Origin of the sequence: Massilia sp. (assembly GCF_031995545.1) — a bacterium.
Lineage (GTDB): Bacteria > Pseudomonadota > Gammaproteobacteria > Burkholderiales > Burkholderiaceae_D > Telluria.
In genome coordinates this window covers 1-16,275 of record NZ_DAMAGA010000059.1, presented here as the reverse complement: position 1 = coordinate 16,275, position 16,275 = coordinate 1, and the positions used below count along the sequence as shown (strand labels likewise).

General features: G+C 67.7%; 10 protein-coding genes and 2 tRNA genes. 7 read left to right on the top strand and 5 right to left on the bottom strand.

The window, feature by feature from the left end; genetic code table 11:
* The 5 genes from RTQ83_RS23200 to metG all read right to left on the bottom strand — a co-directional run.
* Window positions 1-247: pantoate--beta-alanine ligase (locus tag RTQ83_RS23200; protein ID WP_312520097.1), on the bottom strand; the 247-nt coding region annotated here is incomplete at its 3' end.
* A 55-nt stretch (window positions 248-302) separates the two neighbouring features.
* The gene (locus tag RTQ83_RS23195) at window positions 303-1,136 is read right to left on the bottom strand and encodes a ScpA family protein (RefSeq protein ID WP_312520100.1); all 834 of its coding nucleotides are present in this window, start codon (window positions 1,134-1,136) and stop codon (window positions 303-305) included.
* Window positions 1,137-1,209: 73 nt separating this feature from the next.
* On the bottom strand, window positions 1,210-1,419 hold the full coding sequence (locus RTQ83_RS23190; protein ID WP_312520094.1) for a DUF3460 family protein: 210 nt from the start codon (window positions 1,417-1,419) through the stop codon (window positions 1,210-1,212).
* Between the two features lie 89 nt (window positions 1,420-1,508).
* On the bottom strand, window positions 1,509-2,825 hold the full coding sequence (locus tag RTQ83_RS23185) for an enoyl-acyl carrier protein reductase FabMG (RefSeq protein ID WP_312520091.1): 1,317 nt from the start codon (window positions 2,823-2,825) through the stop codon (window positions 1,509-1,511).
* A 158-nt stretch (window positions 2,826-2,983) separates the two neighbouring features.
* Window positions 2,984-5,128: a methionine--tRNA ligase gene (metG, locus tag RTQ83_RS23180; protein WP_312520089.1), complete on the bottom strand. Its 2,145-nt coding sequence runs from the start codon at window positions 5,126-5,128 to the stop codon at window positions 2,984-2,986.
* A 149-nt stretch (window positions 5,129-5,277) separates the two neighbouring features.
* Between metG and apbC the strand changes: the two genes are divergently transcribed.
* The 7 genes from apbC to RTQ83_RS23145 all read left to right on the top strand — a co-directional run bounded on the left by apbC (window position 5,278) and on the right by RTQ83_RS23145 (window position 16,124).
* The gene (apbC, locus tag RTQ83_RS23175; RefSeq protein ID WP_312520087.1) at window positions 5,278-6,366 is read left to right on the top strand and encodes an iron-sulfur cluster carrier protein ApbC; all 1,089 of its coding nucleotides are present in this window, start codon (window positions 5,278-5,280) and stop codon (window positions 6,364-6,366) included.
* Window positions 6,367-6,584: 218 nt separating this feature from the next.
* Window positions 6,585-9,212 carry a bifunctional diguanylate cyclase/phosphodiesterase gene (locus RTQ83_RS23170; RefSeq protein WP_312520084.1) on the top strand — a complete coding sequence of 876 codons (2,628 nt, stop codon included), beginning with the start codon at window positions 6,585-6,587 and terminating at the stop codon, window positions 9,210-9,212.
* An 83-nt stretch (window positions 9,213-9,295) separates the two neighbouring features.
* Window positions 9,296-10,657, top strand: coding sequence for an aminotransferase class I/II-fold pyridoxal phosphate-dependent enzyme (locus tag RTQ83_RS23165; RefSeq protein WP_312520082.1), 1,362 nt, complete (start codon window positions 9,296-9,298; stop codon window positions 10,655-10,657).
* Window positions 10,650-14,354, top strand: a complete 3,705-nt coding sequence (locus RTQ83_RS23160) for an AMP-binding protein (protein ID WP_312520079.1) — start codon at window positions 10,650-10,652, stop codon at window positions 14,352-14,354. Before RTQ83_RS23165 ends, RTQ83_RS23160 begins: the two co-directional genes overlap by 8 nt.
* Window positions 14,355-14,432: 78 nt before the next feature.
* On the top strand, window positions 14,433-15,824 hold the full coding sequence (gltX, locus tag RTQ83_RS23155; RefSeq protein ID WP_312520076.1) for a glutamate--tRNA ligase: 1,392 nt from the start codon (window positions 14,433-14,435) through the stop codon (window positions 15,822-15,824).
* Window positions 15,825-15,926: 102 nt separating this feature from the next.
* Window positions 15,927-16,002, top strand: a tRNA-Ala gene (locus RTQ83_RS23150).
* Window positions 16,003-16,048: 46 nt separating this feature from the next.
* Window positions 16,049-16,124, top strand: a tRNA-Glu gene (locus RTQ83_RS23145).
* The last annotated feature ends 151 nt before the right edge of the window (window positions 16,125-16,275 follow it).

Here is a 16,275-nt window from a genome sequence, read left to right as displayed (position 1 = left end):
CGCCTTCCTTTTCCAGCTTGGCCACGTCTTCCTGGAAGGTACGCGGGTATTTGTCGAAATCCTCGTTGGGGCCGAATTGCAGGCGGTTGACGAAGATCGAGGCCACCACCGGGTCGCCATGGCGGCGCGCCAGGCGCATCAGCGACAGGTGGCCTTCGTGCAGATTGCCCATCGTCGGCACGAAGGCGGTGCGCAGCTGGCCGCGCAATTGATCGCGCAATTCGTCAATGGAAGAAATGATTTTCATGAGTGTGAAGATAGTCAGTGAAATGCGGCGGCGATTGCCGGCACGCGAAATTAATTCAGGCCGGCGAATAGGCCAGGCGCACGTAGATCGGCGCGAACGGTTCGGCCTGCGTGATTTCGATCAAGGTCTCTTTCGCCAGTTCGAGCATGGCGACAAAGTGTACTACCACGATCGGCCGGGGCACGTCAGCCACCCCGTGCTGGCCGGCGAACAGGTCGCCGAACTCGACGAAGCGCTGCGACTGCAGGGTGCGCAGGATGGCCGACATGTGCTCGCGCACCGACAGTTCCTGGCGTCCAATCCGATGGTGCTGGGTCAGCTTGGCGCGGCGCAGGACGTCGAGCCAGGCGCGCTGCAGGTCCCAGGGATCGACTTCGGGCCAGGTTTGCGTCAGACCCTGTTCCACGAACAGTTGCGGGCGCACGAAGTCGCGGCCTTCCTGCGGCACATTGCCCAGCGCCATGGCTGCGCTCTTGATCTGCTCGTAGTCCAGCAGGCGGCGCACCAGTTCGGCGCGCGGGTCGCCCACATCCTCGACCAGGTCGTCCTGGCGCTTGGGCAGCAGCATGCGTGATTTGATCTCGATCAGCATCGCTGCCATCAGCAGGTACTCGGCCGCCAGCTCGAGGTTGCGCTGGCGAATCTGCTCGACGTATTCCAGGTATTGCAGGGTCACCTGCGCCATCGGAATGTCGAGGATATTGAAGTTCTGCTTGCGGATCAGGTACAGCAGCAGGTCGAGCGGGCCTTCGAAGGCATCGAGGAAGATCTCGAGCGCGTCCGGCGGAATGTACAGGTCGTTCGGCAGGCGCGTCAGCGGTTCGCCGTACAGGCGCGCGATCGCGGGGTCGTCCAGCGCCTCCGGCGGTAACGGCGCAGCGTCCGGCATGTCGAGGGCAGCGCCGTCCGGCACGTCGTGCCCGTCCGGCGCCTGGTCAGGCGTCACGCGCGCCGCTCCGTCCTCAGACCTTGGTCTGGTACGGGTAGGCGTTCTGGCGCAGGCGCGACTGCTGGACGCGTTCCTGCTCGTCCAGCGAGACCGGTTCCTTGTCCCACAGCAGTGCGCGGCCGGCCACCTGGCGCTCGTCCATGCCTGGCGTCTTGTCCTTCAGTTCCTTGATGAACTTGGTGTGGTCGGATTCGTACATCGAGTGTTTTTTCGAGAAGATCATGGTTCGACTTGGGTGCTGGGTGAAAGGAAACGCAGGAGATGAAAACATGCGCGGGGCAGATTCTTCTGCCCCGCGCATGGTACGTCAAGTTACTTGTGCAGTTCGTTCAGCTGACGCGCGATGATGTCGTGGCTCAGCCACAGCACCGGCGCGATCTTTTCCGACGCGCCATGGAACATCAGCGGGCCGGCGCCTTCCAGCACCAGGCCGGACAGGTGATCGGTAATCAAGGCCTTCTTGTCCTTGTGCAGGGCGGTCAGCTCTTCCGAGGTGCCGATCATCACGTCGGCCAGGGCCGGGGTGTTGTCCATCGGCCAGGCTTCGAAGTTGCGGAACTCGGCGCTGGTGGCGTCGTTGTTGTAGCGCTCGATGGTGTCGAGCAGCGACTGCAGCGAGGTGCCGTCATTCAGCAGTTCTTCGCAGATGCGCCATTGCTCGTCGGCCCAGGCGCCGCCGCCTTCCTTCTTCAGGGCATTGAGCAGCGGGAACAGCGACAGCTCGACGCCCACAAAAATGTCGGACGAGTTGGTGCGGATCTCGGGGCAGTTGAACACGGTGGCCACCACGCCGTTGTTCCACGCCGCTTCGGCGATCGACTCCAGGCGCATCTTGGCGTAGCCCTGGGTGTAGTTGGTGTAGGTCTGCCACTGGTATTGATCGTTGATCAGGATCTCGGTGCCGTGGTAGCCGTAGGCGGTGTAGCGCACTTCGCCGCCGGCTGCGGTCACGCGCTCGCGGATCGCCTGCGACGCATCGATCAGGTACTTGAGCGTGTTGGCCGAGACTTCGTCGAAGTTCATCAGGATCAGCTTGCCCAGGTCGCTGTCGAGCAGGGCGCGCGAGGACATGAAGCGCTCGCCGCGGCCTTTGTAGATGCGGTTGGCAATCGCCAGGAAGGCCTTGATGCGCGGAATGCCGCCGGCCATGGTGTGGGCGAAGAACACGTTGGCGCCCTGCGGCACCAGCTTGTCAATTTCCGCCATCACGGTGGCGGCCGACTCGGTGAAGCGGCGCACGCCGGCTTCGCGGCAGCGCTCGATGCGTTCCCAGTCCAGCTTTTCTTCCTGCCAGTTCTTCAGAGTGATACCGGACAGCATCTCGGTCGGGTTCTGTTCGCCTTCCGGGGCGTCCATGTCGAAGCCGGCCATCAGCGGCACGTTGATGATGCGGCCACCCAGTTTCTCTTCCGCCTCGGCCAGTTCGGCCGCGTCCAGCGCGCGCAGGGCGCCGTTGTCGTCGCGGCGGCCGACGGTGATGCCGACGATCGTCATGCCGGCCTTGCGCGCCTCGTCGATCAGGCCATTCACATAGCCGCGGCCGAACAGTTCGCCGAACAGGACGAACACGTCGCCCTTGCGGAACGCATTGGCTTGTGGGATATGGCGGAGAGGAGTCAATTCGGTCATATTATTAGCTACCTATCAAAAAAGTTTGTAGGGGCGTTTTGTCATGTGAAAACACGGCATTGTACACCGCCTACCGGCCCCGGAAATCACCTTCCCGGGACCGCTTAGGGGGCGCCATCAAGCGGACATGCCGGCGCGATGGCAACCCTTGTTGTATATCAGCGAATGCGCATGCCCGGCGTCGCGCCCGGCATCGGGTCCAGCAGGTACAGGCCCGGATTGGTCTTTTCGTCGGCGCTTGATGCGCACAGCACCATGCCTTCCGAGACGCCGAACTTCATCTTGCGCGGGGCCAGGTTGGCCACCAGCACGGTCAGTTTGCCGATCAGGTCTTCCGGCTGGTAAGCCGACTTGATGCCCGAGAACACATTGCGGTGGCGGCCTTCGCCCACGTCCAGCGTCAGGCGCAGCAGCTTGCTCGAGCCTTCCACGTGTTCGCAGTTGACGATTTTCGCCACGCGCAGGTCGATTTTGGTGAAGTCGTCGATCGTGATCTGCGGCGCGAGTTCCTCGATATCGCTCTCCGCCGCATCGCCTGCCGCCGCGGTTCGCGCCGGCTCAGCCTTTGCCGCAGGCGCGGCAGGAACCGCCGGTGCGGCCGGCTTGTCGAACAGGTTCTCGACCATCTTGGCGTCGACGCGCTGCATCAAGTGGCTGTAGGCGCCGATGGTGCGGCCCAGCATCGATTCGTACACGGCGGCGCCATGGGTGTCCGCCCAGCTCAGTTCGCCGTCGCCCAGGAATTCCGACACGCGCGCAGCCACCTGCGGCAGCACCGGCGCCATCAGGATGGTCAGCTGGCGGAACAGGATCAGGGCCGTGGTGCACACGTCGTGCAGCTCGGCGGTCTTGGTCTCGTCCTTGGCCAGCAGCCATGGCTTGTGCTCGTCGACGTACTGGTTGACGACGTCGGCGATTTCCATGATCTCGCGCAGGGCGCGGCCGTATTCACGCGCCTCGAAGCTGGCGGCGATGCTGGTCTGGCGCTCGGCGCCGTCCGCCATCAGGGCCTTGCAGATGGTGTCGCGCGCGGTCTGCGACAGAGTGTCGGCCAGCTTGCCGTCGAAGCGCTTGGCGATGAAGCCGGCGCAGCGGCTGGCGATATTAACGTATTTACCGATCAGGTCGCTGTTGACGCGCGCCACGAAGTCGTCGCCATTGAAGTCCAAATCTTCCACCTTGGCGTTGAGCTTGAAGGCCAGGTAGTAGCGCAGCCACTCCGGGTTCATGCCCAGTTCCAGGTAGCGCAGCGGCGAAATGCCGGTGCCGCGCGACTTGGACATCTTTTCGTTGTTGACAGTCAGGTGGCCGTGCACCGCGACCTTCAGCTTGTCGATCACCGGGTGGCCGGAGAAATTCAGCATCGCCGGCCAGAACAGCAGGTGGAAGGAGACAATGTCCTTGCCGATGAAGTGGATCTGCTCGGTGCCCGGGTCGGCCAGGAAGGCGTCGAAGTCGCCGCCGTTCTTGGCAAAGTAATTCTTCAGGCTGGCCAGGTAGCCGACCGGCGCGTCCAGCCACACGTAGAAGAACTTGCCCGGCGCATCCGGGATCGGGATGCCAAAGTAAGGCGCGTCGCGCGAAATGTCCCAGTCGGCCAGCTTTTCGCCGGACTCGCCCAGCCATTCCGACACTTTATTGACCATTTCCGGCTGCAGGCGGCCCGGGGTGTTCAGCCATTCCTTCAGGAATTCGAAGCAGCGCGGGTCGGACAGCTTGAAGAAGTACTGTTCGGATGGCTTGAGGATCGGGGTCGAACCGGTGAATACCGAGAACGGATTGATCAGTTCGGTCGGCTGGTAGGCGGCGCCGCACACTTCGCAGTTGTCGCCGTACTGGTCCTTGGCGTGGCACACCGGGCATTCGCCCTTGATATTGCGGTCGGCCAGGAACATGCCCTTGGCGGTGTCATAGAAGCGGTCGACGGTCTTGGTGACGATCAGGCCGGCGTCAACCAGCTTGCGATAGATGCCCTGCGACAGTTCGACGTTTTCCGGCGAATCGGTCGAGTACCAGTTGTCGAACGCGATATGGAAGCCGTCCAGGTATTGCGGCCGGCCGGCGGCGATCTTGGCCACGAATTCCTGCGGCGTGATGCCTTCCTTCTCGGCCGCGATCATGATCGGAGTGCCGTGGGTGTCGTCGGCGCACACGAAATGCACCTCACGTTGCGCAGCACCGTCGCGTTGCATTCGCTGGAACCGGACCCAGATGTCGGCCTGGATGTATTCCATCATGTGGCCAATATGGAAGGCAGCGTTGGCGTAGGGCAGGGCGGTGGTGACGAACAGCTTGCGGGTCATGGTCGAAACGCTTCGGTTTATGAAAAGAAGGCATTTTACCAGCGGATGCCCTTGTACGGTCAGTGGGTATTGACCGACTTTGCGGCCTCTGCCGAAAGCGCCACGCCGTTTTGCGCTACACTTCGCCCCAATATCAACCGGAGAATTACATGAGCATCACCGAGAACGACGTCAAGACCGCTTTGTCGGACGTCATCGATCCTAATACCCAGAAAGATTTCGTCACCACCAAGTCGGTCAAGAACATCAAGATCGACGGCGCCCAGGTGACGTTCGAGCTGGAGCTGGGCTATCCGGCCGCCAGCCAGGTCGAGAACCTGCGCGGCATGGCCGCTGCCGCCGTGCTGGAGATCCCGGGCGTCGAAGGCGTGGCGATCCGCGCCTACAGCAAGATCGTGTCGCACACCGTTCAGCGCGGCATGAAGGTCATGCCGAACGTGAAGAACATCATCGCCGTCGCTTCCGGCAAGGGCGGTGTTGGCAAATCGACCACGGCGGTCAACCTGGCGCTGGCTCTGGCCGCTGAAGGCGCGAGCGTCGGCATGCTGGACGCCGACATCTACGGTCCGTCGCAGCCGATGATGCTGGGCGTCAGCGGCCGTCCGGCCACGCTCGACGGCAAGTCGATGGAACCGCTGGAAAACCACGGTATCCAGGTGTCGTCGGTCGGCTTCATGATCGATCCGGACGAGCCGATGGTGTGGCGCGGCCCGATGGCCAGCGGCGCGCTGCAGCAGCTGCTGGAACAGACCAACTGGCGCGACCTGGATTACCTGATCGTCGACATGCCGCCGGGCACCGGCGACATCCAGCTGACCCTGTCGCAGAAAGTGCCGGTCACCGGCGCCGTGATCGTCACCACCCCGCAGGATATCGCGCTGCTGGACGCGCGCAAGGGCCTCAAGATGTTCGAGAAGGTCGGCATCCCGATCCTGGGCGTGGTCGAGAACATGAGCACCCACACCTGCTCCAACTGCGGCCACACCGAAGCGATCTTCGGCCACGGCGGCGGCGAGAAGATGTGCGCCGACTTCGGCATCGACTTCCTGGGCGCGCTGCCGCTGACCATGTCGATCCGCGAGCAGGCCGACGCCGGCCGTCCGACCGTGGTCGCCGATCCGGACGGCCCGGTGGCCGACGTCTACAAGGCGATCGCGCGCAAGGTGGCGGTCAAGATCGCGGACAAGGCGAAGGACATGAGCAGCAAGTTCCCGACCATCGTCGTCAAGAACGACTGATCTGTATCAATCCAGCCGGCCGCCGTGCCGGCGACGGTGGCAGACAATGAGGCGCGCCCGGACGGCTGTTGCAGGCGCGCCTCGTGTTTTTCGAATGGCAAAACGGCTGCCATTTCCTGCAAACAATCTGTTTGAAAATAAGGTCGTTAGGAAATTCCCTACCTACACTCGTTGTTGGCGCGTCTGGCGAAGGCGCGGGTGCAGCGAATGGGAATCCGATGAACGACGACACGACAGCGCGCAATCCGGTACGAAGGTCGGCACGATGGAGCGGGCGCTACCTGGGCGCGGCCCATCGTTTCATCCCGGCGGCGCTGCGCCAGGACGCGGCGCAGACGGCGCGCGCCGAGAACGTGGTCAACGCCGCCGTGTGCGCCGCCACGGCCGGGCCGATGTATGCGCTCGCTTACTGGCTGCTCGGCCTGGAGTCCGCTGCCTACGAGATCCTGCTGTGCAGCCTGGTGATGCTGAGTGCACCGTTGGTGCTGCGCGCCAGCGGCAGCGTCGCCGCCGCGCGCGAAGTCTTCCTGTGTGCGCTGTTCTTCAACTTCAGCTGGCTGACCTGGCACCTGGGCGGCATCGGCGCGCCCACCGCCAGCTGGCTGATCACCGGGCCGGTGGTGGCCATGTTCCTGGGCGGCATGATCAGCGCCGGCTTCTGGCTGGCGATGAGCTGCGCCAGCGCCACCCTGATCTATACGCTGCAGGCGCATGGCGGCGTGCCGGCCGCGCCCGCCACCGACATGCCGCTGCTGCACCTGGTGTGCGACCTGGGGCTGTATGTGGTGGTGCTGGCCTTCGTCGCGCTGTTTGAACTGAGCAAGAACGAAGGTTTCTCGCGCCTGCGCCAGGCGCTGGCCACCATCAACGAGCTGGCGATCCGCGACGAACTGACCGGCGCCCACAACCGCCGCTTCGTGCTCGACCTGGTGGACAAGGAAAAGGAACGGAGCGACCGCAGCGGCAGCGAGTTCTGCCTGTGCCTGTTCGACCTCGACCACTTCAAGCGCATCAACGACAGCTACGGCCACGGCGCCGGCGACGCCGTGCTGCGCGCCTTCGCCGACGCGGCGCGCGGCCAGATCCGCGCCTGCGACGCCTTCGGGCGCTATGGCGGCGAGGAATTCCTGCTGCTGCTGCCCGAGACGCCGTCGACCGACGCGCTGGCACTGGCCGAACGCATCCGCGGCGTGGTGGAAAGCCTGCGCTGCACGGTCGGCGAGGGCGTGGGCGCCAGCACCATCGGCGCCACGGTCTCGGTCGGGGTGGCCGAATACCGCCTGGGCGAGCCGGTGGCGCACACCATCGTGCGCGCCGACGAGGCGCTGTACCAGGCCAAGTCGTCCGGCCGCAACCGCGTGCTGTGCCATGGCGCCGACCGCCGTGGCGCCGGCGCCGCCGCGGCCGCGCTGCCGGTGGCGGAACTGGCGCCGGCCCCGGGCACTGCCACCGGCGCGGCGGCCGGCGCCCTGGCGCCGCAAGACCAGGCCCAGCGCGACCAGCTCACCGGGCTGCTGCACCGGCGCCTGCTGCGCGACCGCCTGCGCCACGCGATGGAGCGCAGCAACCGCAACCGCCGTCCGCTGGCGCTGCTGCTGTTGAACATCAACCGCTTCAGGGAGATCAACGAAACCTTCGGCCAGGCCCAGGGCGACGCACTGCTGACCCAGGCCGGCATGGCGATCCGGCGCTGCCTGCGCGATTGCGACACCGTGGCGCGCTGGGGCGGCGACGAATTCGTGGCGTTACTGGAAGACCTGGTGGTGGAAGCCGACGCCCAGACCGTGGCCGGCAAGATCCTCGACCGCTTCAATACGCCGCTGCTGGTGGACGGGCGCGAATGCACGGTGACGCTGGCGGTCGGCGTGGCGCTGTATCCGGCGCCGGACTGCGACGTCGACGCGCTGCTCGAACGCGCCGACATCGCGATGCGCGCCGCGCGCGGCTGGGGCGCCAATATCGTGCGGGTGTATTCGACCCAGTGCGCTGACTTGCGCACCGGCCGGCGCGACGGCGGCGGGCCGGTTGCGTTTCCGTTCGGCGAGCGCCAGGCGCTGAAGGAAGACTTGCGCGACGCGCTGGCGCAGGGCCAGCTGTTCCTCGAATACCAGCCCCAGGTCGAGCTGCGCAACCGGCGTGTGATCGGGGTCGAGGCGCTGCTGCGCTGGCGGCATCCCGAGTATGGCCGCGTCGAGCCGGGCCGCTTCATCGCACTGGCCGAGGAGAGCGGCATGATCGTGCCGGTCGGCGACTGGGTGCTGCGCGCGGCGTGCCTGCAGAACCGGGCCTGGCATGCGGCCGGCCTGCCCGAGGTGAAGACCGCGGTCAACCTGTCGGCGCGCCAGCTGAAGGAGCCGGGCATGGCCGCGCGTGTGCTGGAAATCCTGGACGAAACCGGGATGCCGCCGGCCTGCCTCGAACTCGAGATCACCGAAGGCATGCTGATCGAAGACCTGGGCGCCAACCGCGCCGTGGTCGAACTGCTGCGCCAGGCCGGCGTGCAGGTCTCGCTCGACGACTTCGGCACCGGCTACTCGAGCCTGAACTACCTGTGCGAGCTGCCGGTGAACGTGCTCAAGATGGACGGCCTGTTCGTGCGCCGCCTGGGCGCCGCCGCCGGCCGCGGCAAGGCGTATGCGATCGCCGACAGCGTGGTGGCGATGGCGCACCGCCTCAACCTGTCCGTGATCGCCGAGGCGGTCGAGACGGTCGAGCAGCTGGGCGACCTGTGCGCGATGGGCTGCGACGCGGCGCAGGGCTATCTGTTCGACCGTCCGCTGGCGCCGGAACAGGTGGCGGCGCTGCTGGGCCGGCAGGCGCGCGAAGCCGCGGCGCTGCCGGCTTGAGTCTCGGATTCAGTACACCGCACTACCCCGGTGGCAAGCGCCACCTTCCATGAACACTTCTCGCCACATCCCCGGAGGACGCCGTGCAGAACGAATTCATTCCCTTCGACCCCGCGCGCGACCCGCAGGCGCTGGCGGCATCTGGCGCGCTGGATGGCAACGTCGCCCAGTTCGCCCAGCCGCGCGGTCCTGACCTGCTGCGCCGCGGCGCCGCCCTCGACGCCTGGTGCAATCTGCGCGCGCGCCACGGCGTGTGGCCGTATGCGCGCGTGCTGGAAGGCCCGCCCGAGCCGCTGGCGACGGTGGCCGCCGGCGACGGCCCGGCCCAGCGCGGCATCAACTTCGCTTCCCAGGATTACCTGTCGCTGGCGGCGCACCCGGCAGTGGCCGAGGCGGCCCAGCGCGCGCTGCGCGAGGCCGGTCCGCACAGCGCCGGCTCGGCGGTCCTGCTGGGGAACACGCGCCTGTCGCAGCAGCTCGAGGGGGCGCTGGCCGAGCTGCTCGGACTGGGGCAGGTCGTGCTGTTCCCGACCGGCTGGGCCGCCGCCTTCGGCGCCATCACGGGCCTGGTGCATGGCGCCGACCACGTGGTGATCGACGCCCTGGCCCATGCCTCTCTGCGCCAGGGCGCGGCCGCCGCCACCCGCAACGTGCTGGTGCACCGCCATCTGGACTGCGACCATGTGCGCGAGCTGCTGGCGCGCATCCGCGCCCAGGACGCGGCGAATGCGATCCTGGTGGTCACTGAAGGCCTGTTCAGCATGGATGCCGACAGTCCGGATTTGCCGCTGCTGCAGCACCTGTGCCGCGAATACGGCGCTACGCTGCTGGTGGACGTGGCGCATGACCTGGGCGCGCTGGGTCCGGGCGGCGGCGGGGTGATCGCGGCCCAGCACATGACGGGAAGGATCGACCTGGTGATGGGGAGTTTTTCCAAGACCTTCGCCACCAACGGCGGCTTCGTCGCCTGCGCCGAGCGGCCGGCGCGGCGCCAGCTGCAGATGTACGCGGGGCCGCACATGTTTTCGAACGCGCTGTCGCCGCTGCAGGCGGCGGTGGCGCTGGAAAGCCTGCGCATCGCCACAAGCGCCGAAGGCGACGGCCTGCGCGCCGACCTGCTGCGCAATGCGGTCGAGCTGCGCGCGCTGCTGACCGGCGCGGATCTGCATTGCCCGGGCACGCCGTCGCCGATCGTGCCGGTGTGGACCGGCTCGGAAAGCGCGGCGCGTATCGCCGGCATGCTGCTGGCGCGCGACGCGGTGTTCGTCAACCCGGTCGAATTCCCCGGCGTACCGCTGGGCGCGGCGCGCCTGCGCCTGCAATTGATGGCGCACCATTCGCCGGCCCAGCTGCGGCGCGCCGCCGGCCTGGTGGCCGCGGCCTGCGAGCGTGCCGGCGCCGGCCGTCCGCCGGTGCTGGCGGGTACGGAGCGCTATCGTGGCTGAAACGGTGCAACACGCGGCATCCAGCCCGGACCCTGTCTCGGCCTCGGTGGTCGAACAGATGTTGCGCCGAGCGCGCGCCACACCCGAGCGCGTCGCGTTCACCTTCGTGCGCGAGGATGGGCGCGAGGAATCGCTGACCTGCGCCGAACTGGCGGCGCGCAGCGAAGCGCTGGCCGGCGCGCTGAGCGATGTTGTCGCTGGCGGCGCGCCGCGCGGAGAGCGTGCACTGCTGCTGTTCGCTCCCGGCCTCGATTTCGTGCTGGCGTTCTTCGCCTGCCTGCGCGCCGGCCTGGTGGCGGTGCCGGCGCCGCTGCCGCGCCGCCATGGCGGCGAAGCGCACCTGCGCGCGCTGCTGCAGGACGCGGACCCGGTGCTGGTATTGAGTACGCAGGATGGCGCGCCGGCGCTGGCGCCGATGCTGGAAGGCGCGCGCGCACGGCTGGTCAGCCTGGGTGCCCTGCGGCCGGTGACGAGTGGCCGGGCCATGCCGCTGCCAGCGCCGGACGACCTGGCTTTCATCCAGTACACCTCCGGCTCGACCAGTGCGCCGCGTGGCGTCGAGGTCACGCATGCCAACCTGGCCGCGAATGTCGGGATGATCCGCGCCGCTTTCGGCTTCGACGCCGACAGCGTGATGGCCAGCTGGCTGCCGCCGTTCCACGACATGGGACTGGTCGGCAGCATCGTGGCGCCGGCGGCACTCGGATTCCCCTCAGTGCTGATGGCGCCGGCGACCTTCCTGCGCCATCCCGAGCGCTGGCTGCAGGCAATCGCGGCGTACGGCGCGACCTGCGCCGGCGCCCCCGATTTCGCCTGGGACCTGTGCGCGCGCCGCATCAAACCCGAACACAAGGCAGGCCTCGACCTGGCGCGGCTGCAGGTGGCCTACAACGGCGCCGAGCCGGTGCGCGCCGCCACACTGCGTCGCCTGCGCGAGGCCTTCGCCGCCTGCGGCCTGCGCGCCGACGCGCTGTTCCCGTGCTACGGCCTGGCCGAGAATACGCTGCTGGCAGCCGGCGGACCGCGCGGACGCATTCCGAACATCGTCGCCGTCAGCCAGGCCCGGCTCGAAGCGGGCCAGGTGCGCGAGGCGGGGACTGGCGATCCGGACGCGCGCGAACTGGTCAGCTGCGGCCCAGCGGCGCCCGGCGTGCGCCTGCTGGCGGTCGATCCCGACAGCCGCCGTGCGGCCGGGCCGGGGCGGGTGGGCGAGATCTGGATCGCCGGGCCGGCGGTGGCGCGCGGCTATCGCGGTGAGCATCCGGACAACGCCGAGGTGTTCGGCGCGCGCCTGGCCGACGGCAGCGGTCCGTGGCTGCGCAGCGGCGACCTCGGGTTCCTGCGTGACGGCGAGCTGTATGTGACCGGGCGCCTGAAGGACATCGTGATCGTCAACGGCCGCAATATCTATCCGCAGGACGTCGAGGCGCTGGTGGAAGAAGTTGCGGGTTTCCTGGAACCGAACCGCTGCGCCGTGTTCGGGCTGGAAGAGCGTAGTGAAGAGGGCGCGCACGAGGGGAGTGACGCCGACCAGCGCCAGGGCGGCCAGGGCGGCCATGAGCGTCTCGCCATCGTGGCCGAAGCCGACCGGCGCCTGGTGCGGATCGCGCGCCGCGGCGGCAACGACGGCGCCAGCATCGCCCAGCTCGACGCGCTGGCGCAGCGCATCCGCAGCGCGGTGGCGAGCCGCTTTGGCACCGCGGTCGAGCTGCTCGCCTTCGTGCGGCCCGGGACCTTCCCGCGCACCAGCAGCGGCAAGGTGCAGCGGCGCCGGGCCAAGCTGCTGGCCGCGCGCGGCGAACTCGAGATCGTGTATGCGGCGCGCGAGCTGCATCCACGGCGCCGCCGCGCCGACCTGCCGCTGGCCGAGCAAAGCCGGCGCACGGCGGCCGAGATGCGCGACTGGCTGCGGCGCTGGGCGCCGCGCCGGCTCGATTCGCGCCTGATGGACGAGCGCCGCACCATGCCGCCGCACGTGCTGCTGGACCTCGGCAACCACGGCTTTCTCGGCATGCAGGCGCCGCTGGCGCTGGGCGGCAAGGCGCTGGCGACAACCGACCTGCTGCGCCTCATGGAGCAACTGGCCGCGATCGACCTGACCCTGGCCACCGCGGTCGGCGTGCACAACGGCCTGGGCTTGCGTCCACTGCTGCGCTTCGGCCCGGCGCCGCTGCGCGCCGGCGTGGTACCGCAGTTGGCCGGCGGGCGCCAGCTGGCCGCGTTCGCGCTGACCGAGCCGGCCGCCGGCGCCAATCCGCTGGCGATGCGCACGCGCGCCGTGCGTTGCCCCGGCGGCTGGCGCCTGTCGGGCGACAAGCATCTGATCGGGCTGGCCAACTGGGCCGGCTGGATCACGGTGGTGGCGCGCGCGCTGGACGAGGGCGGCATGGCGCTGGGCACGGTGGCGCTCTTGGTGCCGGACGACGCGCCCGGAGTGCACCAGGAAGCCGAGGCGCTGACCATGGGCATGCGCGCCATGGTGCAGAACGCGCTGCGCTTCGACGGGGTGTTCGTGCCCGACCTGCACGTGATCGGGGTACCGGGCGCCGGCATGGACGTGGCGCGCGACGCCATGGCCTTCGCGCGCCTGGGCATCGGCGCGCTGTGCATCGGCGCCATGAAGCGCTGCGCCCAGCTGATGCTGCGCTACGCCAGCCGGCGCGAAGTGGCGGGCGGGCGCCTGCTCGACCATCCGGTGACGCTGGCGCGGCTGGATGCGCTGACCTGCGCCATCGCCGCGCTGGAAGCGCTGGTGCAGGCGCTGGCGGCGCACGACGAACGCGGCGCCGGCCTGCCGCAGGAAGCCTGCATGGCCTGCAAGTGCGTGGCTTCGGAACTGCTGTGGGAGTCGGCCGACGCCCTGATGCAGCTGCTGGGCGGGCGCGGCTATCTGGAGCCGAACCTGGCGCCGCTGCTGCTGCGCGACGCACGCGTGATGCGCATCCTGGAGGGGCCGACCGAGGCGCTGTACGTGCACCTGGGCAGCGGCGCGCTGGACGGCGGCTGCCTGGACTTCGTGGCCGGAGTGCTGGACGCGCCGGCGCTGGCGCAGCAGGCGCGCGCGGCGCTGCGCGGTCCGGGCGCCGCCTGCTCGGCCTACGCTGCCGGCGAACTGTGCGCCTGGACGCTGCTGGCGGCGGCGGTGCCGGAAGGTTCGGCGGAGGGCGCGGCAGCCGCCGGCTGGGCGCGGCGGCGCTGGTCGGCGCTGCTGGCGCAGCTGGGGCAGGACGGCGCGCGCGCGCCGGTGGAAACGCTGGCGGGGCGCATCGCGGCCTATGCCGAAGCGATCGGCGCGCCGGACCAGGAAGCGGCGGGGGAGGGGCGCGAGCGCGATCCGCTGCTCGAGCCCGAATGGCCGCGCGCGGCCGAAGGCGTGCCTGCGCAACGGGTGGCGCCGGCCGCGCCGGAGAATGCGCAGCGGTCAGTGCCTCTGGCGTCCGCCGCCGACACGCGCGCGCTGGTGCGGCGCTGCCTGCTGGCCGGGCTGCAGGATGCCGGCGTCGAAACGCTCGGCGACGACGAGCCGTTCACCGAAGCCGGCCTCGATTCGCTGGCGGCGGTGCCGGTGGCGCTGGAGCTGGAGCAGCAGACCGGGCTGGCGATCGGCTCCGAGCTGTTGTACGAATACCAGACCGTGGCGCTGCTGGCCGCCTACATCGACGCCAGGCGCGCCGGCGTGGAGCAGCCGGTGGCGTGACGGGAATATCGAGCCTGGCCGCTGCTGGCACGGATGGCAACGGGGTAAAATACCGGTTTTACCTCATTGTTTTCCGCCATGACCGTCCGCACCCGATTCGCCCCCAGCCCGACCGGCTACCTTCACCTTGGCGGCGCGCGCACCGCGCTGTATTCCTGGGCCTATGCCCGCCACTTCGGCGGCACCTTTATCCTGCGCATCGAAGACACCGACCTCGAGCGTTCGACGCCGGAAGCCGTGCAGGCGATCCTGGACGGCATGAAATGGCTGGGCCTGGATCACGACGAAGGCCCGTTCTACCAGATGCAGCGCATGGACCGCTACCGCGAGGTGGTGAAGGGCATGCTGGAAGCCGGCACTGCTTACCTGTGCTATTGCTCGCCGGAAGAAGTCGAAGCGATGCGCGAGCGCATGCGCGCCGCGGGCGAGAAGCCGCGCTACGACGGTACCTGGCGTCCGGAACCGGGCAAGACCCTCCCAAGCGTGCCGGAAGGCGTCAAGCCGGTGGTGCGCTTCAAGAATCCGCTGGACGGCGAAGTCACCTGGAACGATGTGGTCAAGGGCCCGATCACGATCGGCAACAAGGAACTCGACGACCTGGTGATCGCGCGTCCGGACGGCACCCCGACCTATAACTTCTGCGTCGCGGTCGACGACTGGGACATGAAGATCACCCACGTGCTGCGCGGCGACGACCACATCAACAACACCCCGCGCCAGATCAATATCCTGCGCGCGCTGGGCGCCGAGCTGCCGCAGTACGGCCACCTGCCGATGATCCTGGGCCCGGACGGCCAGAAGCTGTCCAAGCGCCACGGCGCGGTCAGCGTGATGCAGTACCCGGAGCAGGGCTATCTGCCGGAAGCGATGCTGAACTACCTGGCGCGCCTGGGCTGGAGCCACGGCGACGACGAGATCTTCTCGATGCAGCAGTTCACCGAGTGGTTCAATCTGGAACACCTGACCGCCTCGGCGGCGCAGTTCAATCCGGAGAAGCTGGGCTGGCTGAACAACCATTACATCAAGCAGACCGACAACGAGCGCCTGGCGCAGCTGGCGTTGCCGAAGCTGGAACGCGACGGCGCCCGTTTCGACGGCGCCCCGGCGCTGCCGACCGTGCTGGGCCTGATGAAGGAACGCGTCAACACCATCAACGAACTGGCCGACGCGGCGATGCTGTTCTACCGCGAGCCGCAACCGGAAGCTGAACTCCTGGCGCTGCACCTGACCGAGGCTGTGAAGACGGCGCTGGCGACCTTCGCCGAACGCTGCGCGAGCGTGGAATGGAACAAGGCGGCGCTGGCGGCGATGATGAAGGAAGTGCTGGCCGCGCACAGCCTCAAGATGCCGCAACTGGCCATGCCGCTGCGCCTGCTGCTGACCGGTCAACTGCAGACGCCGGCAATCGACGCCGTGCTCGAGTTGTTCGGACGCGACGTCGTGCTGGCGCGCGTGCAGAAGGGCCTGTAAAAGCGGGTCCCGGGCGGACGCCGGCACGATGCAAATAACGATGCAAATCGTTGTTTGCGAAATGCAAGGGCGTCCGCTATAATGCTCGCACTTCAGCACTGCGGGGGTATAGCTCAGCTGGGAGAGCGCTTGCATGGCATGCAAGAGGTCAGCGGTTCGATCCCGCTTACCTCCACCAACTCTGAAGTGTAGCAGGCAGTAAATAGTAGTAACGGTTGTTCCCGGTCCCTATCGTCTAGAGGCCTAGGACATCACCCTTTCACGGTGAGTACCGGGGTTCGAATCCCCGTGGGGACGCCAGGCAACTGGCAGGAGTAACCGGACGAAGCAGCGCAGATGTGAAAAGCGCGGCACTAGTCGAAGCAGTAACGATGTAGTAAAATGTTGTTTTCCCGTAGGGGGTATAGCTCAGCTGGGAGAGCGCTTGCATGGCATGCAAGAGGTCAGCGGT